The organism is Prevotella sp. lc2012, assembly GCF_900107065.1.
Classification (GTDB): Bacteria; Bacteroidota; Bacteroidia; order Bacteroidales; family Bacteroidaceae; genus Prevotella.
In genome coordinates, this window is record NZ_FNUF01000001.1 from 130,248 (window position 1) to 153,051 (window position 22,804).

Annotated in this window: 18 protein-coding genes; 1 reads left to right on the forward strand and 17 read right to left on the reverse strand. The window is 48.6% G+C overall.

The window, feature by feature from the left end; all coding sequences use genetic code 11:
- Positions 1-10: 10 nt before the first annotated feature.
- On the reverse strand, positions 11-862 hold the full coding sequence (gene hisG / locus BLU99_RS00555) for an ATP phosphoribosyltransferase (RefSeq protein ID WP_091899245.1): 852 nt from the start codon (positions 860-862) through the stop codon (positions 11-13).
- 139 nt (positions 863-1,001) lie between these two features.
- Here hisG and BLU99_RS12405 point away from each other — a divergent pair, with 139 nt between their 5' ends.
- Positions 1,002-2,087 (forward strand): MltF family protein, encoded by a 1,086-nt coding sequence (locus BLU99_RS12405; protein ID WP_304441963.1) that lies wholly within the window; start codon positions 1,002-1,004, stop codon positions 2,085-2,087.
- A 130-nt stretch (positions 2,088-2,217) separates the two neighbouring features.
- Here BLU99_RS12405 and rpiB read toward each other — a convergent pair whose 3' ends face one another.
- The 16 genes from rpiB to BLU99_RS00640 all read right to left on the reverse strand — a co-directional run bounded on the left by rpiB (position 2,218) and on the right by BLU99_RS00640 (position 22,741).
- Complete coding sequence (gene rpiB, locus BLU99_RS00565) at positions 2,218-2,658, reverse strand: ribose 5-phosphate isomerase B (RefSeq protein WP_091899247.1); 441 nt, start codon at positions 2,656-2,658, stop codon at positions 2,218-2,220.
- A gap of 83 nt (positions 2,659-2,741) precedes the next feature.
- Positions 2,742-4,754 carry a transketolase family protein gene (locus tag BLU99_RS00570; protein ID WP_091899248.1) on the reverse strand — a complete coding sequence of 671 codons (2,013 nt, stop codon included), beginning with the start codon at positions 4,752-4,754 and terminating at the stop codon, positions 2,742-2,744.
- 8 nt (positions 4,755-4,762) lie between these two features.
- Positions 4,763-6,352 (reverse strand): alpha-N-arabinofuranosidase, encoded by a 1,590-nt coding sequence (locus tag BLU99_RS00575; protein WP_091899249.1) that lies wholly within the window; start codon positions 6,350-6,352, stop codon positions 4,763-4,765.
- 62 nt (positions 6,353-6,414) lie between these two features.
- A complete protein-coding gene (locus BLU99_RS00580) occupies positions 6,415-8,007 on the reverse strand; it encodes a xylulokinase (RefSeq protein ID WP_091899250.1) in 1,593 nt (530 codons plus the stop codon).
- A 72-nt stretch (positions 8,008-8,079) separates the two neighbouring features.
- Complete coding sequence (gene araA / locus BLU99_RS00585; protein WP_091899251.1) at positions 8,080-9,621, reverse strand: L-arabinose isomerase; 1,542 nt, start codon at positions 9,619-9,621, stop codon at positions 8,080-8,082.
- A 76-nt stretch (positions 9,622-9,697) separates the two neighbouring features.
- The gene (locus BLU99_RS00590) at positions 9,698-10,402 is read right to left on the reverse strand and encodes an L-ribulose-5-phosphate 4-epimerase (protein WP_091899252.1); all 705 of its coding nucleotides are present in this window, start codon (positions 10,400-10,402) and stop codon (positions 9,698-9,700) included.
- Positions 10,403-10,429: 27 nt separating this feature from the next.
- Positions 10,430-11,107 carry an NUDIX hydrolase gene (locus BLU99_RS00595; protein WP_091899253.1) on the reverse strand — a complete coding sequence of 226 codons (678 nt, stop codon included), beginning with the start codon at positions 11,105-11,107 and terminating at the stop codon, positions 10,430-10,432.
- Positions 11,108-11,119: 12 nt separating this feature from the next.
- On the reverse strand, positions 11,120-12,811 hold the full coding sequence (locus BLU99_RS00600; RefSeq protein ID WP_091899254.1) for a sodium:solute symporter: 1,692 nt from the start codon (positions 12,809-12,811) through the stop codon (positions 11,120-11,122).
- Between the two features lie 31 nt (positions 12,812-12,842).
- Positions 12,843-14,024, reverse strand: a complete 1,182-nt coding sequence (locus BLU99_RS00605) for an aldose epimerase family protein (RefSeq protein ID WP_091899898.1) — start codon at positions 14,022-14,024, stop codon at positions 12,843-12,845.
- Between the two features lie 180 nt (positions 14,025-14,204).
- Positions 14,205-15,368 carry a galactokinase gene (gene galK / locus BLU99_RS00610; RefSeq protein WP_091899255.1) on the reverse strand — a complete coding sequence of 388 codons (1,164 nt, stop codon included), beginning with the start codon at positions 15,366-15,368 and terminating at the stop codon, positions 14,205-14,207.
- A gap of 27 nt (positions 15,369-15,395) precedes the next feature.
- Complete coding sequence (locus tag BLU99_RS00615) at positions 15,396-16,706, reverse strand: MFS transporter (protein WP_091899256.1); 1,311 nt, start codon at positions 16,704-16,706, stop codon at positions 15,396-15,398.
- Between the two features lie 44 nt (positions 16,707-16,750).
- Positions 16,751-17,842: an aldose epimerase family protein gene (locus tag BLU99_RS00620; protein WP_091899257.1), complete on the reverse strand. Its 1,092-nt coding sequence runs from the start codon at positions 17,840-17,842 to the stop codon at positions 16,751-16,753.
- Between the two features lie 104 nt (positions 17,843-17,946).
- Entirely contained in the window at positions 17,947-19,260 is a 1,314-nt protein-coding gene (locus tag BLU99_RS00625; protein WP_091899258.1) for a bifunctional folylpolyglutamate synthase/dihydrofolate synthase, read from the reverse strand.
- Positions 19,261-19,291: 31 nt separating this feature from the next.
- The gene (dnaJ, locus tag BLU99_RS00630) at positions 19,292-20,449 is read right to left on the reverse strand and encodes a molecular chaperone DnaJ (protein ID WP_091899259.1); all 1,158 of its coding nucleotides are present in this window, start codon (positions 20,447-20,449) and stop codon (positions 19,292-19,294) included.
- A gap of 29 nt (positions 20,450-20,478) precedes the next feature.
- Positions 20,479-21,060 (reverse strand): nucleotide exchange factor GrpE, encoded by a 582-nt coding sequence (locus tag BLU99_RS00635; RefSeq protein WP_255397394.1) that lies wholly within the window; start codon positions 21,058-21,060, stop codon positions 20,479-20,481.
- Between the two features lie 67 nt (positions 21,061-21,127).
- A complete protein-coding gene (locus BLU99_RS00640) occupies positions 21,128-22,741 on the reverse strand; it encodes an ABC-F family ATP-binding cassette domain-containing protein (protein ID WP_091899261.1) in 1,614 nt (537 codons plus the stop codon).
- Positions 22,742-22,804: the final 63 nt, after the last annotated feature.

Below are 22,804 nucleotides of genomic sequence, written 5' to 3' on the forward strand. Positions count from 1 at the left end.
TGTGTAATGCTTATAATATCATTTTCTCAATCGGGGTCACGAGGATGCCCTGTGCGCCCATCTCCTTCAGCTTGCCGATAATCTCCCAGAACTGTTTCTGGTCGAGTACGGTGTGAACAGAGCACCATTCCTCATCGGCCAGAGGGATGATGGTGGGACTCTTCAGACCTGGCAGTACGTCGATAATCTCCTGCAGACGGGCCTTGGGCGCATTCATGCGTACATATTTCTTGTCTTCAGCATCCTTCACGGCCTTGAAACGGAAGAGCATCTGCTCCAGGATGGCACGCTTCTCGTCGGAGAGCTTCTTGTTGCCGATGAGCAGTGCCTCACTACGCATCACCACCTCAACCTCGCGGAGGTTGTTGCTGACGAGGGTGGAACCGCTGCTGACGATATCGAAGATACCATCGGCCAGACCAATGCCTGGACTGATTTCTACACTACCTGTGATGACATGAATCTCGGCATTGATTCCTTTCTCCTGCATGAACTGCTTGAGGATGCCAGGATAGGAGGTGGCTATCTTCTTGCCATTGAACCACTCCACACCTTTATAGTCGATCTCTTTGGGAATGGCAAGTGACAGACGGCATTTGGAGAAACCGAGTCGTGAGATGATGTCGGCATCCTCGCCGCGCTCTACGAACTCGTTCTCGCCAACCACACCGATGTCTGCCACACCGCTGGCTACACTCTGAGGGATATCATCATCGCGAAGGTATAGCACCTCCAACGGGAAATTTGATGACTGGACCAAAAGGGTACGCTTCGATGCACTGACCTTGATGTCTGCTTCACTCAGCAGATTCATCGTATCGTCGAAAAGACGTCCCTTGGATTGTACTGCAATACGTAACATATCGTTAAAGTCTGATTAAAATGTGTGCAAATTTACTCAAAAATGTGTGAATGTGCAAGAAAATCCGTACTTTTGCAGCGTTTTTGATAGATATTCTTGACGGATGATGAGGTTTTTGAATATTCTTGCAGTTTTAGGGATGCTTTTTATGCTTGCCTCCTGCTCGTCTAAACGGGAGCGGGTGGTTACGCCCTATGGCTCGGTACTCGACTCCGTCACTGTCACTGAGGAGTTCGATCTGCCTGATATCCAGACGAGCGGTGAACTGATTATGGCTACGCTCAGTGGGCCGCAGACTTATTACGATTATCATGGCAAGCAGCTTGGTACGCAGTATCTGATTTGTCAGCATTTTGCCGACTCTCTCGGTGTGCGTCTGCGGGTGGAGGTGTGTCGTGACAGTATCGAACTGGCCCGTAGGCTTGAGGAGGACGAAGTGGATCTCGTGGCATGGGCTACACCAGGCCATATACAAGTCGGAAAGGAGAAACAAGAGTTGTCAGAGGAGTTCAAAGGCTGGTATCGCCCCTCACTGATCGAAGAGGTGAGAAAGGAAGAGACGGCATTGCTCACCACCAAGAAGGTACGTCGACGTGTGTTCTCGCCGATGCTTGATGCCAAAGGTGGCATCGTCTCTCATTACGACCATTATTTCATGACATATAGCCGCGATATCCGTTGGGACTGGCGCTTGCTGGCCGCCCAATGCTATCAGGAGTCGACTTTCGATCCACGAGCGGTATCGTTCGCTGGTGCGAAGGGACTGATGCAGATCATGCCTGGCACAGCGGATCATCTGGGTGTTCCTCGAAGTAAGCTCTATGATCCAGAGACAAATATTGCAGCTGCTGTTAAGTATATCGCGGAGCTGCAAAAAGCTTTCGCAGACATACGCGATCACTATGAGCGTACCAACTTTGTGTTGGCCAGCTATAATGGAGGTACCCATCATATCCGTGATGCGATGGAGTTGGCCAAGCGAGATGGACGTAATCCTCATCGCTGGGCTGACGTGTCAACGTATGTCCTGAAACTGGCCTCACCACAGTATTATAATGATCCGTTGGTGAAATATGGTTATATGCGGGGAAGTGAGACCGTCGACTATGTCTCAAAGATCCGTCAGCGGCATGCTGGCTATCAAGGGGTGAAAACACCTCACATGGGGTTCCATCCTTCTCAGCCTCGTAAGGCTGATAAACGTAAGAACAAGTATGATATATAATAAAATGTTCTGGCGGATTTCCGAATCCGCCAGAACATTATTTGCCTCTTTCATTTTACTCACTTAATCGCAACTTGACCGTTGGTCGAGATTGCTCACGTTCGAAAATGAAAATGAATTTTCATTTTGCTCACTTAATCGCAATCTTGTCCACGCGCTTCTGATGACGGCCACCTTCGAAGGTTGCGGTGAAGAACTCGTCCATGATCTTGCGAGCCATATTGTTGTCGATGAAACGACCTGGCATCACAAGAACATTCGCGTCGTTATGCTGACGGATCAGATGGGCAATCTCAGGAATCCAGCACAGACCTGCACGCACCTGCTGGTGCTTGTTGAGCGTAATTGAGATTCCCTCGCCACTACCACAGATGGCAATGCCAGGATAGACCTCACCACTCTCGATACCCTCGGCCAGCGCGTGACCAAAGTCGGGATAGTCGACGGAGGCATCGCTCCATGTGCCATAGTCCTTGTAAGGGTAGCCTTTCTCCTCCAGATACTGGAGAACGAATTTCTTTAATGCGAAGCCTGCATGGTCGCAGGCAACTCCTACTGTCTTTATTTCCATAGTCTTATGTAATAATCAACACAGAGATACAGATATACAGAGATCATCTTACTCTGTGTCTCTGTACCTCTGTGTCTAAATATTTATCCCAGCAGAGCCTTTACCTGCTTATAAACATTCTCTCCTGTGAAGCCGAGCTTCTCGTCGAGCACCTTGTAGGGAGCAGAGAAACCGAAGCTCTCAAGACCCCATACAGTACCGTCGGCACCTACCAGACCTTCGAGGTTTACGGGTAGACCTGCGGTGAGACCGAACTTCTTCTTGCCTGCGGGCAGAACACTCTGCTGATACTCCTTCGACTGACTGCGGAACAAGCCCTCAGAAGGAACGCTCACGATACGTACCTTCACACCATCCTCGCGGAGCAGCTTAGCACCAGCCTCCAGGGTAGAAACCTCAGAACCTGAAGCCAACAGGATCACGTCGTAGTTCTCGTCACTACCTGCAACAACATAGGCACCCTTGGTAGCCTGGTTGTAGTCGTTGCCCTCGGGCAGCATCTCAATGTTCTGACGAGAGAAAATAAGAGCGGTAGGTGTGTCGACATTCTCCATAGCCATGCGCCAGCAGACGGTGGTCTCCTCGGCATCGGCAGGACGAACAACGAGTACGGAGTTCTTGCCGCTGTGGTTCTTCAGTTTCTCCATCAGACGAATCTGTGCCTCCTGCTCAACGGGCTCGTGGGTAGGACCGTCCTCACCTACACGGAAGGCGTCGTGCGTCCAGATGAACTTCACGGGCAACTCCATCAGGGCTGCCATACGAACGGCGGGCTTCATGTAATCAGAGAATACGAAGAAGGTTCCGCAGGCGGGGATCACACCACCATGCAGTGCCATACCGATACAACAGCATGCCATCGTGAGCTCAGCGACACCAGCCTCGAAGAAGGCACCACTGAAATCGCCCTTCACCATATCCTTAGTCTTCTTCAGGAAGCCGTTAGTGTTATCTGAGTTAGAGAGGTCTGCAGATGCACAGATCATGTTGGGAACCTGCTCAGCGAGTTGACCCAGAACGGCAGCACTGGCACTACGGGTTGCACTTCCTGCCTTCTGCTCAACCTTACTCCAGTCAATCTTCGGAGCCTTACCACTGAACCATTCCTCGAGCTGTTTGGCCTGTACGGGATGACCCTTGGCCCACTCAGCCTTTTCGGCATAGCGCTCAGCCACAATCTTCTTCAATTCCTCGGCACGCTTAGCGTACAACTCCTGTACCTCAGGGAAGATTTGGAACGGATTCTCAGGATCGGCACCCAGATTCTTCATCGTGTTGATATAAGCATCGCCACCGAGAGGCGCACCATGAGTAGCACAGTTACTCTCGTAGCTGCTGTTGTCGGCCTTACGAGCACCCTTACCCATCACGCAGTGGCCGATAATGAGTGAAGGACGTTCCTTCTCTGCCTGAGCCTTTTTAATGGCCTCACGAATCTGGTCAACATCGTTACCGTTGATCTTCTGAACAAACCATCCCCATGCCTCATACTTCTTAGCGGTATCCTCACAGGTCACCACCTCAGTACGGGTAGAAAGCTGAATATCGTTGGCGTCGTAGAACATGATCAGGTTGTCGAGTCCAAGGTTACCAGCAATACGACCAGCACCCTGTGAGATCTCCTCCTGCACACCACCATCACTGATGTAGGCGTAGATGGTCTGGTTCATGACATTGCCCAGACGAGCCTTCAGGAACTTAGCGGCAATGGCAGCGCCAACAGCAAAACAATGACCCTGTCCGAGAGGACCAGAGGTGTTCTCGATGCCACGCTCAATCTCACGCTCAGGGTGACCAGGAGTTACCGAACCCCATTGACGCAGGTTCTTCAAATCCTCCAGAGTGAACTTGCCGATAAGGGCGAGCTGACTGTAGAGCATTGGAGCCATATGACCTGGATCAAGGAAGAAACGATCGCGACCCTCCCATGCGGGATTCTCGGGGTCATAGACGAGGAACTCACTGTACAGAGTGTTGATAAAGTCGGCACCGCCCATGGCACCACCGGGGTGTCCGGACTTGGCTTTCTCAACCATGGAGGCAGCGAGAATACGGATATTGTCCGCTGCCTTGTTCATAATCTTGTTGTCGTTCATAATGAGTGTTATTTGATATTTAATACGATAATCGATTTTGCAGGTACCTTCACCGTCAGAATACCATTTTTCAGCTTCGCATCCTTAAACTCCTTGGGAGCAATTGTGTTAGGATGCTGGAAGTCGTTATAGTCGGCAACATTCTTAGAAGTGAGGATACGGCCGCTAACAGCCTTGGCCTTGTAGCCGTCGATATTGACATCGATGGTTTGGTCTTTGTCGAGGCTGACATTGGTCAGAGCCAGCACGATGCTGCCATCAGTGGTCTTGGCGGCTGAGCCTGAGAGTAGCGGACAAGGACGAGTAGAGTTGTCGGCAGTCTTTGCCTTCTCCTTGAAGTACTCCTTGCTGCACTGGACGGTCTCACTCTCCAGATCGAGTGGGAGGAAGGTGGCCTCCTGGAACGGGGTGTACATCTCGAACACATGGTAAGTCGGGGTGAGCACCATATGACCCGTACCCTCCTGATCGGTGAGGATCATTGACTGGAGCACGTTCACTATCTGGGCGATGTTAGCCATCTTCACACGATCGGTGTACTTATGGAACACGTTGAGCGACAGTGCAGCCACGAAAGCATCGCGTAGGGCATTCTGTTGGTATAGGTGTCCAGGAATGGTACCAGGCTCCTCGTCCCACCATGTTCCCCACTCATCAACGAGCAAGCCAATCGTATTTTTGGGGTCTTTCTCGTCCATGATGGCCTTGTGTTTCTTAATGACCTCTTCGATCTCCAGGCACTTGCCCAAAGCCCAGTAGTACTGATCGGTATCAAACTGCGTAGCTGAGCCTTTAGGACCGTTCCATCCTGTGCAGGTGTAGTAGTGCAGAGAAATACCTTGCATCTGACGACCAATATTCTCCATCAAGACCGTGGTCCAGTTGTAGTCGTAGTCTGAGGCACCACTGGCAATACGGTAAAGCTTGTTGTTGCCCTGATCGCGCAGGTAGGTGTTGAATTTACGATACTCGTTAGAATAATACTCAGGACGCATGTTTCCACCACAGCCCCAGGCCTCGTTGCCAATACCGAAGTACTTCACCTTCCAGGCTTTGTCGCGACCGTTCTGACGGCGTAGACGGGCCATCGGCGTATCACCATCACTGGTCATATACTCCACCCACTGAGCCATCTCCTTCACAGTTCCGGAACCAACGTTACCGCTGATATAGGGCTCGCAGTCGAGCATCTCACAGAGATTCAGGAACTCATGGGTTCCGAAAGAGTTGTCCTCGATGGTACCGCCCCAGTTGTTGTTACGCAGGGAGGGACGCTGATCCTTTGGACCGATTCCGTCCATCCAGTGATAGTCGTCTGCGAAACAGCCGCCAGGCCAGCGGAGTACGGGCACTTTCAAGGCCTTCAAAGCCTCGAATACGTCTTTGCGGTAGCCATTGATATTGGGAATCTGTGAGTTTTCGCCCACCCAAAGACCGCCGTAGATGCATGATCCAAGGTGCTCTGAAAATTGTCCGTAAATCTCACGGTTAATCTTGGCTCCGCCCTGATCGGCATGAACCGTAGCCTTCACATTGTCTGCCGCCATTACAGGCATGGAGAATGCAGCTATCATCAATAAAAGGAACTGTTTCTTCATACTTTGTATACCATATTTATATTATAATACGGATAGGTGGGGAATTTTCCCCACACTTATCCTTACTTCTTATTGTCTACAGCGCACTGCTCAATGGCAAGACCACGCTTGTAATTCTCTATGTATTTCTCGAATCCGCTGACGTCTTCTGGGGTTGGAGCAATGGATGTTCCTGTATTTCCCGCAAAGACCACCTCTTCCAGATAATCGGCGAGAGAAAGCTTGTTGGGATTGCTTACCATATAGCCGGCCAGTAGGGCGATACCCCATGCGCCACCTTCGCCGGCAGTCTCCATGACGGATATCGGACTGTTGATGGCGGCAGCGAGAACACGCTGACCAACACCTTTGGTCTTGAAAAGACCACCGTGTCCGGTAATACGGTCAACCTTGATCTTTTCTTCCTTGAACAGTATGTCGTTGCCGATCTTCAGTACGCCGACAGAGGCATACAGGTGAGCACGCATGAAGTTGGCAAGGTTGAACTTATCGTTGGCAGAACGCACGAACAAGGGGCGGCCCTCAGCAAGTCCAGTGACAGGCTCACCACTGATATAGTTGTAGGATACGAGTCCGCCACAGTCGGCATCACCGTTCAATGCGTTATTGTAGAGTTTTCCGAATACCTCATTCATATCTACTGGAACACCAAGTAGTTGCTGATATTCCTTAAAGAGGTTTACCCATGCATTGAGGTCGCTGGTGCAGTTGTTACAGTGAACCATAGCCACAAGTGATCCATCGGGAGTGGTTACCATGTCAATCATCTCGTAAGGTTTTGAGAGTTCCTTCTCGAGCACGATCATCGAAAACGATGAAGTTCCTGCAGAGACGTTTCCTGTGCGCTGTTTCACGGCGTTGGTAGCCACCATTCCTGTACCTGCGTCACCCTCAGGAGGACATACGGGGATGCCTGCTTTCAGGTGGCCAGAAGCATCGAGTTTCTTAGCACCCTCTGGAGTGAGAAAACCTGCACTCTCGCCTGCGTTAAGTGACTTAGGAAGAATGTCGAGCAGCTTCCAAGAGAAACCTTTCGGAGCGATGAGTTTATCGAACTTCTCAACCATTGTGGCATCGTAAGTCTTGGTCTTGGGGTCAACAGGAATCATACCTGATGCGTCGCCGACACCAAGGACAAACTGTCCTGTCACCTGCCAGTGTACATAACCTGCCAGTGTGGTTAGGTATTTGATGTCGGAAACATGCTCCTCGTTGTCGAGGATACACTGATAGAGGTGACTAATGCTCCAACGGAGGGGGATGTTGTAGTTGAAAAGCTTGGAGAGTTCTGCTGCAGCCTTGCCTGTGTTGGTATTACGCCAGGTACGGAAGGGTACGAGGATCTCTTGTTTTTCGTTGAAGGCCATATAACCATGCATCATTGCAGAGAATCCGATAGCAGCGAGCGTCTCGATCTCACAGTCATATTGCTTCTGCACATCTTTGCGTAACTCGGCATAGCAATCCTGCAGTCCGTACCATACGGCTTCGGTAGAATAGGTCCAAAGGCCGTCTACGAGTTGATTCTCCCACTCGTGTGAGCCTTGTGCGATGGGTTTATTATCCTCGTCGATGAGAACAGCCTTGATTCTCGTGGAACCGAATTCGATTCCCAGTATGGCTTTTCCAGCCAGAATAGTTTCTTTTGCTGTCATAGTCGTTTTTTTATCAACACAGAGATACAGAGTTGCTTCTATGGAAGTCTCTGTACCTCTGTGTTAAGATGATTATTTCAGCGCCTTATTCAGCATATAATATACCTCGTTATTGCGGAGCGTCTGCTTGAAGTCGGCGATGTTGGTCTGCTTGTTGATGCGGACATACTCGATGCCTGTCATCTCGGCAAAGTCTTCCCAGTATTCCTCGTTAATGTCGTAAGAGAATGCGCTGTGATGCGTACCACCTGCTAGAATCCATGCTGCAGCACCAATCTCGAAGGTGGGCTGAGGAATCCAAAGAGCAGAAGCAACAGGCAGATGAGGCATGGGCTTCGGCTCGATGCACTCGACTTCCTGAGAGATCAGACGGAAGCGATTGCCAAGGTCAACAACGGTTGCCTTGATACCACGGCCAGTCTTGGAGGTGAATACCAGACGGGCTGTCTGCTGCTTGCGGATACCGATGCCGAGGAAATGAACCTCAAGTTTGGGCTTATCTGTTGCAATCAGCGGACAGATTTCGAGCATGTGGCTCTGCAGACAAGATGAACGGTCGCCGGCAAAGTTTAATGTGTAGTCCTCGAGGAATGAGCAACCAGTAGGCATGCCCTGCTGGATAACCCAAAGGGTACGATAGAGACAAGCTGTCTTCCAGTCACCCTCGGCACCGAAGCCGTAGCCCTCTTCCATCAGACGCTGTGAAGCCAGACCAGGAATCTGGTCGAAACCGCAGAAGTCTGGTGCATCGATATCGGCATCGCCCAGATCGTCGAAGTTGGTGGTGAAGGCTGTAGCACCTTCATCCTTCAGTACACGGCGCAGAGCAATCTCTGCCTTGGCACTGTTCTTAACCTTCTCCCAGTAAACCTGTTCGCCGCTCTCGTCGATCTTGATCGTGTAGAGCTTTTTGTATTCCTCAACGAGCGCATCGGCCTCTGCATCAGTCACCTTCTTGAAATATTCCATGAGAGAGCTGACAGGGTAGTAGTCTACGTGATAACCCAGACGCTGTTCGAACTCTACGCGGTCGCCATCAGTTACGGCAACGTTGTTCATGTTCATACCGAACATCAAGCAGCGAACATTCTTGGCATCAGCCACACCTGCTGCCACACGTGCCCAAACGGCAATCTGTTTCTGAGCCTTCTCATCCTTCCAGTAGCCGCACACTACTTTGCGGGCAATACGCATACGGGTGCAGATGTGTCCGAACTCGATATCACCGTGAGCACTTTGGTTCAGGTTCATGAAGTCCATGTCTATCTCACTCCAGGGAATCTCTGCGTTGTACTGTGTGTGGAAGTGGAGCAGAGGCTTCTGCAACTGCTGCAGACCTTTGATCCACATCTTGGCAGGACTGAAAGTGTGCATCCAGGTGATGATACCCACGCACTTCTCATCATTATTGGCAGCCAACATCACTTGCTCTACTTCCTTAGAACTGTTGGCTGTGCCCTTATATACAATCTTCACGGGGATGTTACCGCTTTCATTTAGTCCGGCAACCATCTCCTTTGAGTGTCCGTCTACAGCAACCACTGCATCGCCTCCATACAGAAGCTGTGCACCAGTTACCCACCAAATCTCATAATTATCAAATGCTTTGATCATAAATAGATACCCCCTCTTATCCCTTTATAGAAAGGATGACCATATCTGGGGCTTGGGTCAATAGTTATTATTAATGTTATTTCTTTTTCTTCTGACCGTAGTAGGCATTGGGTCCGTGCTTGCGGGAGAAGTGCTTCTCAATAAGAAGCGGGTTCATCGTGGTCTGCGGGTTCACAGAGAACGATACGAAAGCCATCTTGGCAACCTGTTCCATAACAACGGCGTTATAAACAGCGTTGTCAGGATCCTTACCCCACGAGAATGGGCCATGGTTCTTAACCAGTACACCAGGCGTGTGAACAGGATTGATGTTATCTGCATGAATACGTTTTACGATCACATTACCTGTTTCTAACTCATAGTCGCCTTTCACCTCTGCTTCTGTCATGTCGTCTGTGCATGGAATGGCATCGTGGAAATAGTCTGCATGTGTTGTGCCGATATTTGGGATGTCCTTACCTGCTTGTGCCCATGCCGTGGCATAGGTAGAGTGGGTGTGGACGATACCGCCTAGTTCTGGGAAAGCCCTGTATAAGACGAGGTGTGTCGGGGTGTCGGATGACGGGTTCAGTTCACCGTCTACGACCTCGCCTGTCTTGAGGTCTACCACAACCATGTCTGATGCTTTCATCACATCGTAATCAACACCAGAAGGCTTGATGACTACTAGTCCGTTCTCACGGTCGATTCCTGACACATTACCCCATGTGAAGATCACGAGATTGTGCTTTACGAGATCGAGGTTTGCCTTGAATACTTTTTCTTTCAGTTCTTCTAACATATTCTATATAATTCTTTCTATCTGTTGTCACAATTTAAAATTTGGGTCTTCGTTATAGGCTCTTTTGTTGAAACGATAGAGATAGGCTCCTCGTTTGGAGCCTGTCTTGTCAATCAGTTCTGTTTTCTCGATGAAGTCCATTTCTTTGATACGTTTTCTGAAGTTGCGCTTGTCGAGTTCAGAACCATTTACTGCCTCATACAATTTTTGTAGTTGGGTGAGCGTAAACAGGCTGGGCAGAAGTCGGAAGCCTACAGGCTCATGTGCCAATTTCTGTTGCATCATCTTTCGTGCCTTACGTACCATCTCATTGTGGTCGGAGTAAAGATGGGGAATCTCGTCGATATTTACCCATTCTACGCTATGCTCTCGACGCAGACGGTCGTCATAGTCGTTAACGTTGATGAGGGCGTAATAGGCGATGGAGATGACTCGTTCGCCAGGGTCGCGGTCTACACTACCGAAGGCTCCTACCTGTCGCATATAGAGATTTCGGAGTCCGGTAAGGTCAAAGAGCACACGGTTGGCGGCCTCGTCGATGCTTTCGTCGTGACGAACGAAGCCTCCGTAGAGGCTCCATTCGCCGCGTCCGGGATCCATCTTACGTTTTCCAATCAGTATGCGTAACTTTCCTTCGTCAAAGCCGAAGATAATGCAGTCAACCGATACCCAAACTTTTGAATGTTCACCGTAGAAAGTGGTCATATTGCTCGTTGATTACCAGAAATAGATGTAGAATGCAACAGTGAAGCCAAGGATAATCACAGTGTGGATAATATCCCAGTGATTCCAACTGGCTCGTGTAGCTGCGCGCTGCTCTGGTGTGCTGGTTCCGAAGACAAGTCCTCGGATCTTCTGCTCATCAGGAGCGGCAGTGCAGAGAGATACGATAATAACAATCAGGCAGCAGACAATCAGCATTACACCGCAGAAGAACAACCAGTTGAAGTCGTAGAACACGGCTTTGAACCAGGTGTCAGCGGCATCTGACGCATTGCTGTAGTATACCTTTGCGCCCAGACGTGTCAGACCGATAATGATACCTGAAAGCAAACCCCACATACCACCTTTGGCAGATGCACGTTTCCAACAGATACCTAACAGGAAGGCTGCTGCAATACCAGGAGCCAATACAGATTGGACATCCTGCAGATAGTTATAGAGTACATTACCTACGGAACGCATGATAGGAATCCACAGGATACCAAGAATTACGATAACGACAGTAGCCGTCTGTCCAATACGTACGAGACTCTTTTCTGAGGTCTCGGGTTTCAAACGCTTCCAGAAGTCAATGGTAAACAGCATGGCTGAAGAATTGAACAGTGAAGCTAGTGATGACATCAGGGCTGCAAGAATACCGCAGACCACAAGACCCTTCACACCTGCAGGCAGAATCTTAGCCACAAGGGTGGGGAAGGCTGCATCGGCATTAGGTGTACCGTCGGCGAGCAGAGGCAGGAAACCACCGTCGCCTGCATATTTCTGATGGAGTGCAAAAGCAATCATACCAGGGATAAGGAACAGGAATACGGGCAACAACTTCAGGTAGGCTCCAAAGATGGTACCGCGACGGGCCTCAGTTTCATTCTTTCCAGAAAGGACACGCTGAACGATATATTGGTCAGTACACCAGTACCAGAAACCGATGACAGCAGATCCGATTAGGGCGCCCAGCCATGGATACTGCGGGTCGCTGTTGGAACGCATCAGATGGACCATTGTACCTGTGGCACCTTCGTAGTTAGGTTTAACATCACAGAGCTGGAGCATTTGATCCCAACTACCGAGGGCTTTCATACCCAAGACAAGGATAATCAGCGAACCTAACAGAAGGATCGGGGTCTGCAGCACGGAGGTGTAGAGTACGCTCTTCATTCCACCGAAAATAGTGTAGATGGCGGTGATAAGTACCAGTCCGATAGCGGCAATCCAGAAGAAATCAATACCCCAGAGTTCTTCTATACCAAAAACCTGTTGGAACACAAGTCCACCTGCATAAACCGTCACGGCCACTTTTGTCAGAACATAGCTTATCAGTGAGATGACGGAGAGAATAGTGCGGCTCTGTGTATTGTAGCGGCGCTCCAAGAACTCAGGCATGGTATAAACCATGCTTCGTGTATAGAAAGGAACAAACACCCATCCTAGGATTAGGATCATCCATCCTTGGATCTCCCAGTGGGCCATGGCCATACCCGAGGATGCTCCTGCTCCTGCGAGGCCAATCAGGTGTTCTGAGCCGATGTTTGACGCAAAGATAGATGCACCAATTGCAATCCATGTAGCATCCTTACCACCAAGGAAATAGTCTGCCGAGTTGTCGTTCTTCTGGCTGACGACCCAAAGTACAATGCCTATCAGCGCACAGCAGAAGACGCCAATGACAATCCAATCTAATAATGCCATAATTGTTTGTTATTTTAATGATTTTAGGTTTTTATTTGATACTGAATTTATATGCAGCATGACTGTAATACTTCTCTCCCGGGTTCAGTGTAGGCTGTACCCATGTAGGTTGGTTGGGTGAGTTGGGGTATTTCTGACTCTCCAGACATACACTCACGTGTTTGGGGTAGGTGAGTCCGTGCTTACGAGCAATCTTGGCATCAGGACCTACACCCTGAAAGTTTCCAGAATAAACCTGAACACCTGGTTCGTTTGTGAACATCTCCATGAAGATGCCTGTCTTTGGAGAGTAGAGGCTGGCGCAAACCTGTTTGTCATCCCCTTTACCGTCCTTATAAGTGTTCAGACAGAAGTTGTGGTCGTAACCTGTGGCATTCTGAATCTGGTCATACTGAGACTGGATACTGTCGCCAATGGCATGCGGTGTACGGAAGTCCATGGGAGTTCCTTCCACAGACTTGATCTCACCTGTCGGGATATAAAGCTTGTCACTTGGAGTGAAATTGTCTGCATTTACATAGAGAATCATATCATATCCGGGTTGAGTGAAGTCACCACTCAGATTATAATAATTATGATTCGTTTGGTTAATAATCGTCGGCTTGTCCGTTTCTGCCTCCCAAGTCATATCAAGGGTATTATCAGCAGTGAGTTTGTAAGTTGTGATAGCCATCACCTTACCAGGGAAGCCATTTTCTTTGTCTGCAGCCACAATGGTCAACTTAAGGATTGAGTCTCCAATCTGTTCTGCATCGTAGACCTGATGCATCCAACCTGTGTTTCCACCGCCATGCAGACAGTTGGGGCCATCATTCTTCTTAAGTTGATATACGATTCCGTCGAGAGTGAATTTTCCATCTTTGATACGGTTAGCGTAACGACCAACACTTGATCCGTAGTCTGAAGGCGTGTTGATGGTGTCAGCATATTGGGCAATATTATCAAAACCTAAAACAACATCGGTAGGCTTACCGTCTTTATCAGGAACGCAGAGAGAAACTACACGCCCGCCATAGTTCGTGATACATACTTCCATTCCGTTGTCATTCTTCAACGTGTAGAGTTTCACAGGCTTATCCTGGATCGTTGTGTCAAATCTAGCAGGATCAAGACCGGATACTGTGAGCTTTGAAGCCTGTTGGCTACCTGCACATGCAGAGAGCATCAGCGCAATGACGCTGATTCCCATCATCGTTTCTTTTAGTGCTTTCATCATTTACGTGTTTTAAGTTGTTTATGTTACAGTGTTTATTTTTGGGTGTAAAATTACAATATATTTTTGAACTAGCAACAGAAAAAAGAAAAAAAATAGCGGTAAAGTGTAATTGCTACACCTTACCGCATGTATTTAACTTTTATAAACACAAGATACTGTGTTTATGTCAAGTAGAAACTAACAAATTTTACGTGAGCCATCGCCTATAACAACGTCGTAGACCTTAGGCTCATGTCCGTATTTTGCATTGAACTTTTTCTTCGCATCATCGATGAACTTCTTATAAAGATCATTGCGTACGAGATTGATGGTGCAACCACCAAAACCACCGCCCATAATACGAGATCCAGTAACACCGTTCTCCTTGGCGATGTCGTTCAAGAAATCAAGTTCCTCGCATGACACCTCATAGTCTTTCGACAGACCTTCGTGTGTCTTATACATCAATTCTCCTACCTTTTCGTAATCGCCTTCGTTCAGGGCATCGCAGACAGCCAATACACGGTCTTTTTCACCAAGAACAAACTTGGCACGCTTGTAGTCTTCTGAACCCACTTCATCCTTGACCTCCTCGAGTTGCTCCCATGTGCAGTCTCGCAGGGTCTCGAATTTACCTTCTGGATGCTTAGCTTGAATATGCTTGACCACATTCTCACAAGAGTTGCGACGATCATTGTAGGGAGAGCCAGCCAATTGGTGCTTGACAACTGAGTCAAGCAGTACCAGGCGATATCCGTCGGGCTTGAAGGGGAAATACTCAAACTCACGACTACGGCAGTCGAGACGCATCAGACAACCTGCTTTACCGAAGACGGAGGCAAACTGATCCATGATACCACAGTTCACGCCGCAATAGTTGTGCTCTGTAGCCTGACCTGCCAATACCATGTCCCACTGTGAGACTTTGTTCTCTCCGAAGAGGTCGTTCAAACCGTAGGCGAAGCAACTTTCCATAGCTGCCGACGAGGACATACCGGCCCCAAGGGGGACATCACCTGCAAAGGCAATGTTATAGCCTTTGACAGGAACTCCCAACTTTTTCATTTCCAGTGAGATGCCGTAAATATAACGTGCCCAGGATGCTTTTGGACCTTTAGGATCGGAAAGTTTGAAGTCGACACGATCTTTCAAATCGATAGCATATGCCATCACCGTGTCTTCTGTGCCATTGGGGCGCATCTCGGCCATGATGCCTTTGTCAACAGCTCCAGGGAATACGAATCCACCATTATAGTCAGTGTGCTCACCGATCAGGTTGATACGTCCAGGAGATGCATATACATTACCAGTCTTTCCATCAAAATGCTTGATGAACCGGCTTCTTACAAATTCGATGTCCATAATGAAAAAATTAGAGGTTTATAAATGTCAATCAACGGGGATGTCCTTATTCACGTTCTTGCAGCCGATGAGCGCATAATAGAACATGTAGGCCACACCCAGCAGATAGATGAAATAACTAGGCATATATCCCATGATATCTGCGAAGAAATTCTGAACCACTGGCAGCACGCCACCGCCAACAACCATCATCATAAAGATTCCAGATGCTTGAGCGGTATATTTACCGAGGCCCTCTGTTGCGAGGTTAAAGATGGAAGCCCACATCACTGAAGTGCAGAGACCAACCAAGACCAGAAGCATCGCACTCATCGGCACGGTGGTCATTTCAACAGTTCCTTCCAGAATCTTTACCAACGGCATGGTGACGGTAACGCTTTTCGGTGTCAGCATGGCAGCGAGTATCAAAATCATTCCTACAGAAGTGGTGAAGAGCATCATCTGTCGTGAAGATACCTTGGCTGCAATAGCACTGGATATCAGTCGGCCAACCAGCATGAGCAACCAGTACATGGCAGCGACAGACCCACCGATAGTGGCGGCATCAGCCAAAAGACCAGCGCCCTTGTCAGATGTATCGGACAGATAGAAATTCAGACCACCAGGGATACCTACCTCAACACCTACATACACGAAGATCGCAATGACACCGAGCAGACAGTGACGGAAAGCCCATGGTGAGTGCTCGAACTTGGTGTCGGCAGTCACCTTACCCATTTCAGGATCCTGAATGGGAATAAAGAGCAGGGCAACGAAAGCGGCTGCAAAGACGGTCATGGCAATATACATCACCAGATTGACGTCGGCCATCTGTGTTGATGCTGTCACAGTACCGATGAGAGCACCTACCAGCATCGGGGTTAATGTTCCTGACAGTGAGTTCAGTGTTCCACCAATCATGTTCAACTGGTTTCCACGGTTACCTCCGCCACCAAGCAGGTTCAACATCGGGTTGACGACGGTGTTCAGAATACATACTGAGAAACCAGAGATAAAGGCACCAAACAAATATACGCAGAACCCTGAGATACCTCCAGAGAATCCTGAGAGGAACTGTATCAGCACACCGATAAAGCCCACAGCAATACCGATGAGAGCTGTTTTCTTATATCCCACTTTGGTCAGCATCTTTCCTGCAGGGATACCCATGAACAGATAGGCAAAGAAGTTCATGAAGTTACCCATGATGCCAAGTACATTTGAACCTCCGATTTCCGGCTGGCTTTTCCAGATGACTCCGATGGGGGCACCGAGGTTAGTGACAAACGAAATCATCGCATAGAGGAACATCATCGTGATGATGGCGATGATGCTTCCATTTTGTTTTTGAGTACTCATATTAGTTTTTTCCTTTTATTTAAATTGTTTATGGTTATATTTCATTACTCAACAACTCCGAAACGGTATATTGTCTTCTGCTTATAGCGCTGTCCGGGATTCAGTATAACACTGGGGAAATACGGACGGTTGGGTGAATCGGGGAAGTGCTGGCATTCGAAGCATACGGCACTGCGGCGGGGGAATGTGGCACCATTGGCACCTTTATAGCCTGTAGCCCAGTTGTCGCTATAGAGCTGCACACCTGGTTCGGTAGTATAACATTCCATGGTACGACCGCTGTTCGGATCGGTGATTCTTGCAGCAAAACTCAACTCGCCCTCTTCCTGCTTGTTCAACACATAGCAGTGGTCATAGCCAGCGCCGTTCTTGATCTGCTCGTCATCAGCATCGATGTCCTTTCCAACTGGTTTCGGTGTGCGGAAATCGAACGGTGTGCCTTCCACTTTACGGATTTCACCCGTGGGAATGGATGTGTCATCTGTGGGGATGTAGAAGTCTGCATTGATTTCACAAATCAAATCATCGATAGTCGGTGTCGGGTCTGCTGTTCCTGCAAGACTGAAGAATGCATGATGAGTCAGGTTGACGATGGTCTTCTTGTTGGTTGTAGCAAGATATTCGATTACCAACTCGTTCTGGTCGGTGAAGGTGAACTCCACAGTAACGTCCAACTCACCTGTGAATCCCTCTTCTCCATAAGAAGAGATGCGATGCAAAGCCAGTGAACGGGGGCCCATCTGACGAGCATCCCATACTTTTGCATGGAAACCTGTCGGCCCTCCATGCAGGGCGTTAGGTCCGTTGTTGATGGCCAACTGATACTCCTTGCCGTTAAGGGTGAACTGTCCTTTGCAAATACGGTTTCCAAAGCGGCCGATTAGCGTGGAGAGATAAGGCTCGGGGCTGTTAATAACATTCTCGATGCTATCATGTCCCTGAATGACGTTTGCCACTTTTCCATCTTTGTCAGGCACCATAATAGCACAAATGGCACCACCATAATTGGTGATAGCCACTTCATATCCTTTACGGTTCCTTAAGATGTACAAATCAGTTTTCTTACCATGGATTGTGGTCTGGAAGTTTTCTCTCTTCAGACCACACAGATTCGCTGTTTCTGCTGTGTTCGCCATATTCCTATGTTTTTAGTTACGTTATCTTTCTGCAAAGGAACAGAAAAAAAACCAAACAAACGAAGGAAACAACGAAAAAAATGTTTTTGATATATTAAAAAACTCTAAATGCGGTTTTTGAGAAAATCGGCCACGACATAACTGCTACCTCCAATAAACACAAAGTCTTTTTCGGTCGCAGCATTCTTGGCAGCTTTGTAGGCCGAGATGACATCCGGGTAGCTCTCTCCCTGCAGGTCTTGGCTTTTAGCGTATAATTTCAGTACGTTCTCTGATACGGATCGCTTGTTGGCGGCTTTTGTGAAATAATAGATCGCATCTTTCGGCAATAGGGCGATGACTCCTTCGATATCTTTGTCTTCGACCATTCCAAACACAATATGCATCTGATGACATTTGACCGTTTTCAGTTGCTCACTGAGATATTGCCAGCCAGCCACGTTATGTCCGGTATCACAGATGGTGAGTGGTGCCTCGTCAACAATCTGCCAACGACCTTTTAAGGATGTCAGTTGACATACGTTTAAGAAACCTTCTCTCACTTCTCTGTTTTGACATACGGCATCCTCTTGACATGGACATGCATGCATATATCCCATCTTCTCCAGCTCCTTGACAGCGCAAAGAATGGTGTTGGCGTTTTTGGCCTGATAGATACCGCCAAGCTGTCCCTCTATCATTCCGAAGTGCTGGGTTTGGTATTTTATGCCGTTATTGGAAGGAGTGAATGTACTAACCTCCTGCTCGTCCTCTGCAAAGATAATGGGAGCCTTAACCTCTTTGGCTTTTGCCTCGAAGACGGGGCGAGTCTCCTGCGTGGTCTCGCCGATGACGACAGGAACGCCTTTCTTGATGATACCGGCTTTCTCTGTGGCGATTTGTTCAAATGTATGGCCTAAGAACTGTGTGTGGTCCATTCCGATATTCGTGATGATCGACAGGATAGGCGTAATAATATTCGTGCAGTCGAGTCGGCCACCCAAGCCCACTTCAATGACAGCTATATCAACTTCTTTATCTGCAAAGTACTTGAAAGCCATCGCTGTAACAACCTCGAAAAATGATGGTTGTATATGCTCGATGAAAGGACGATGCTGTTCAACGAACTCCACCACATAATCTTCGTTGATAGGCTGTCCGTTGATACGGATACGCTCAGAGAAATCTACGAGATGCGGTGACGTATAGAGTCCTACCTTATATCCGCACATCTGCAGGATGGCCGACAATGTGTGGGCACATGATCCTTTTCCGTTCGTTCCGGCAACATGAATAGTCTTATATGCCTTGTGCGGATGCTTGAAATGCTCATCCATGGCTAATGTGTTTGTCAGCCCCTCCTTGTAACCGCTTGCCCCCTGTCTTTCGAACATAGGCATCTGGTTGTACAGATATTCACATGTCTCCTGGTACGTCATTTCTGTATTTGCTGATTGTGATTAAACGGAATTAATTGAAATAGTTCTTAAAGCGTTGGAAGATAGAATCCTTCGTTTGCTTGTCACCTTTGAAGTTGTCGCTTTGACGGAACTGATCGATGGCTTGTTTCTCTTCCCGGCTTAAGGTCTTGGGCACGTAGACGCTGATGTTTACCACAAGATCGCCTTTACCGTTGCCATAACCTTGTACGGCGGGTAGACCTTTTCCGCGTAGACGCAGGGTCTTCCCTGGTTGTGTACCGTTTTCAAGCTTAATTTTCAACTTGGAGCCTTCGATGGTTGGAACCTCTACCTCGCCACCAAGCGCTGCAGTCGGGAAGTCAAGCAGCAGATTGTATATCAGATCATTTCCGTCGCGGATGAATGTGTCGTGATCTTCCTCTTCAATGAATACTTGTATGTCACCGTTGATGCCGTTGTGCTTGCCGGCGTTTCCTTTTCCTGGTACATTGACGACCATGCCTTCGGCTACACCTGCAGGAATATTGATCTCAACGACTTCCTCGCCTTTCTTTACACCAGTACCTCCACACTCATGGCATTTGTTCTTGATGACCTGACCTTCTCCTCCACAGGCCGGACATACGCTCTGTTGTTGCATCATGCCGAAGATGCTTTGTGTAGTATGGGTGATGACACCACTACCATGACAAGTCTGACAGGTCTCCTTGCCGCTGCCGGCCTCTGCTCCGCTACCGTTACAGTGGGGACAGTGGATATCCTTGCGCACCTTGAATTTTTTTGTCACGCCAGTGTTGATTTCCTCAAGCGTCAACTTCACCTTCAGGCGCAGATCACTACCGCGGTGTTGCTGTGGACGGCGCTGTCCGCCAAATCCGCCGAAACCATGACCACCGAAGATATCGCCGAACATCGAGAATATATCGTCCATGTTCATGCTGGTACCTCCGAAGCCACTGAAGCCACCTCCGAAACCTCCTCCCATCGGACCGTCAAATCCGAACTGGTCATACTGCTGACGGGTCTTCGGGTCGTGAAGCACGTTATAGGCTTCTGCGGCCTCTTTAAACTTCTCCTCGGCTTCCTTATCGCCAGGGTTCCGGTCAGGGTGATATTTGATAGCAATCTTTCGATATGCTTTCTTAATCTCGTCTTCTGATGCGCCTTTCTCTACGCCCAGTACTTCATAGTAGTCGCGTTTCGCCATGAAACAATCAAAACATTAAATATTAAACATTATTGTCCGACCGCAACTTTTGCGTGACGGATTACTTTGTCGTTCAGTTTATAACCCTGCTGTAGACAATCAATGACTTTACCTTTCTTGTCGTCACCCATGCCTGGCACCATGGCTACGGCCTCATGAACATCGGTGTCGAAGTCTGCATTATCAGTATCGATTTTACTAACGCCTTGGGTTTCCAATACTTTCATGAACTTCTGGTGAATGAGTGTCATTCCTTCGCGAAGCACCTCTGGGTCATCAGTCTTGGCTCCGTTCTCGATGGCACGCTCCATATCGTCAAGAATAGGCAGAACTGCTGTGATGAATTTCTCGCCACCATTCAGAATCAGTTCTGCGCGCTCTTTCAGAGTACGTTTGCGATAGTTCTCGAATTCAGCTACGCTTCGCAACCATTTATCCTTCAACTCTGCTATTTCCTTTTGAGCCTTCTCTATGGGATCTTGCTCCTCGGTCTCGTCAGAGTTCTCGGTCATACCGGAATCCTCAGGATTGACGGCCTCTTCGGTCTCTGCCTCTTTGTCAGTCTCCTCAGATACCTGCTCGTTCAGGATATCCTCGTCTTCGATGTTCATATCTTTTTCTGTCATAACTACGTGGTTTTATTAATTCTGCTTTCCTAATTGCAAAAATCGTGCCGAATTAGGCGTACATCTTCTCTTTTTGCTCTTTGATAGCCTCGTCGTAGATATAATCATCGTAGCTCATCAGTTTGTCGATGGTTCCTTTCGGAGTCAGTTCGATGATGCGATCAGCCACGGTATTGATGAATTCGTGGTCATGTGATGCGAACAAAATGTTGCCTTTGAACTGTATGAGATTGTTGTTAAACGCCTGAATAGACTCCAGATCGAGGTGGTTGGTCGGTGTGTCAAGGATGAGGCAGTTGGCATTCCTCAACTGCATACGTGCAATCATACAACGCATCTTTTCACCTCCGGAGAGCACACAGACCTTTTTCAGGATATCCTCTTCTTTGAATAGCATCCTGCCTAAGAACGACTTCATGGTGACCTCGTTGCCTGGGCCCCACTGTGAAAGCCAGTCTACCAGGTTCATCTCTGACTGGAAGTACTCAGTATTGTCAAGTGGCAGATAGGCAGTGGTGATGGTTACACCCCATTTGTATGTGCCTGCCTGAGCCTCGCGGTTGCCGTTGATGATTTCGAAGAGTGCCGTCATGGCTTTCGGATTGTGTGAAAGGAATACGGTCTTCTGTCCCTTTTCGATCGTGAAGCTGACATTGTCGAACAGTACGGTGCCATCGGTATCTACAGCCTTCAGTCCTTCCACTTCGAGAATCTGTGTGCCAGGTTCACGCTCCATAGAGAAGATGATACCTGGATATTTGCGGGTTGAGGGCGTGATTTCCTCAACATTCAACTTCTCCAGCATCTTCTTGCGCGAGGTGGTCTGTTTTGATTTTGCCACGTTGGCAGAGAAGCGGCGGATAAACTCCTCCAACTGCTTCTTTTTCTCCTCGGCCTTCATCTTCTGGTTCTGTGCCTGACGTAGGGCCAGTTGTGATGATTCATACCAGAAAGAGTAGTTACCGCTAAACAGCGTCACCTTGCCAAAGTCGATGTCGACGGTCTGTGTCGAGACCGCATCGAGAAAGTGACGGTCGTGAGAGACCACAAGCACACACTGCTCCAAGTTCGACAGGTATTCCTCCAACCACTGTACTGTATCCAGATCAAGGTCGTTGGTAGGCTCGTCGAGCAGCAGGTTATCGGGGTGACCGAACAGAGCCTTGGCAAGCATGACGCGCACCTTCTCGTTGTTTGAGATCTCCGACATCTGCTTGTAGTGCTGTCCCTCAACAACTCCGAGGTTCTGCAGCAACTGTGCTGCCTCGCTCTCAGCTTCCCAGCCGTTCATCTCTGCAAAAGCCATCTCCAACTCGGCGGCACGTACACCGTCTTCTTCTGACATTTCCTCCTTGGCATAAAGGGCTTCGCGTTCTTTCATGTTCTGCCAAAGGGGCTGATGCCCCATGAGTACGGTGTCCATCACGGAGAACTCGTCGTATTTGAAGTGGTCCTGCTCCAGGACACTCAGGCGCTCACCGGGGTGCATCTCGATAGAACCCTTGTTGGGCTCTAATTCACCGCTGATAGCACGAAGCAGGGTAGACTTACCTGCGCCGTTAGCACCGATGATGCCATAAATATTTCCACTTGTGAACTTCAGATTGACGTCTTTGTAGAGCGTCTTTTTTCCGAATTGTATTGCCAGATTCGTGACTGTAATCATCTCTATTTTACCTTATTATATTATAATTGGGCTGCAAAGGTAGTGAAAAAAAACGAGACTTCA

What these genes read in the sequence shown, in the direction of transcription:
- BLU99_RS12405 (WP_304441963.1), top strand. Translation starts at nt 1,002, where the DNA reads ATGCTTTTTATGCTTGCCTCCTGCTCGTCTAAACGGGAGCGGGTGGTT.
- dnaJ (WP_091899259.1), bottom strand. Translation starts at nt 20,449, where the DNA reads ATGGCGAAACGCGACTACTATGAAGTACTGGGCGTAGAGAAAGGCGCA.
- BLU99_RS00600 (WP_091899254.1), bottom strand. Translation starts at nt 12,811, where the DNA reads ATGGCATTATTAGATTGGATTGTCATTGGCGTCTTCTGCTGTGCGCTG.
- hisG (WP_091899245.1), bottom strand. Translation starts at nt 862, where the DNA reads ATGTTACGTATTGCAGTACAATCCAAGGGACGTCTTTTCGACGATACG.
- BLU99_RS00575 (WP_091899249.1), bottom strand. Translation starts at nt 6,352, where the DNA reads ATGAAGAAACAGTTCCTTTTATTGATGATAGCTGCATTCTCCATGCCT.
- BLU99_RS00580 (WP_091899250.1), bottom strand. Translation starts at nt 8,007, where the DNA reads ATGACAGCAAAAGAAACTATTCTGGCTGGAAAAGCCATACTGGGAATC.
- BLU99_RS00620 (WP_091899257.1), bottom strand. Translation starts at nt 17,842, where the DNA reads ATGGCGAACACAGCAGAAACAGCGAATCTGTGTGGTCTGAAGAGAGAA.
- BLU99_RS00635 (WP_255397394.1), bottom strand. Translation starts at nt 21,060, where the DNA reads ATGAACATCGAAGACGAGGATATCCTGAACGAGCAGGTATCTGAGGAG.
- BLU99_RS00590 (WP_091899252.1), bottom strand. Translation starts at nt 10,402, where the DNA reads ATGTTAGAAGAACTGAAAGAAAAAGTATTCAAGGCAAACCTCGATCTC.
- BLU99_RS00640 (WP_091899261.1), bottom strand. Translation starts at nt 22,741, where the DNA reads ATGATTACAGTCACGAATCTGGCAATACAATTCGGAAAAAAGACGCTC.
- BLU99_RS00605 (WP_091899898.1), bottom strand. Translation starts at nt 14,024, where the DNA reads ATGAAAGCACTAAAAGAAACGATGATGGGAATCAGCGTCATTGCGCTG.
- BLU99_RS00625 (WP_091899258.1), bottom strand. Translation starts at nt 19,260, where the DNA reads ATGACGTACCAGGAGACATGTGAATATCTGTACAACCAGATGCCTATG.
- BLU99_RS00595 (WP_091899253.1), bottom strand. Translation starts at nt 11,107, where the DNA reads ATGACCACTTTCTACGGTGAACATTCAAAAGTTTGGGTATCGGTTGAC.
- galK (WP_091899255.1), bottom strand. Translation starts at nt 15,368, where the DNA reads ATGGACATCGAATTTGTAAGAAGCCGGTTCATCAAGCATTTTGATGGA.
- BLU99_RS00570 (WP_091899248.1), bottom strand. Translation starts at nt 4,754, where the DNA reads ATGAACGACAACAAGATTATGAACAAGGCAGCGGACAATATCCGTATT.
- BLU99_RS00615 (WP_091899256.1), bottom strand. Translation starts at nt 16,706, where the DNA reads ATGAGTACTCAAAAACAAAATGGAAGCATCATCGCCATCATCACGATG.
- rpiB (WP_091899247.1), bottom strand. Translation starts at nt 2,658, where the DNA reads ATGGAAATAAAGACAGTAGGAGTTGCCTGCGACCATGCAGGCTTCGCA.
- araA (WP_091899251.1), bottom strand. Translation starts at nt 9,621, where the DNA reads ATGATCAAAGCATTTGATAATTATGAGATTTGGTGGGTAACTGGTGCA.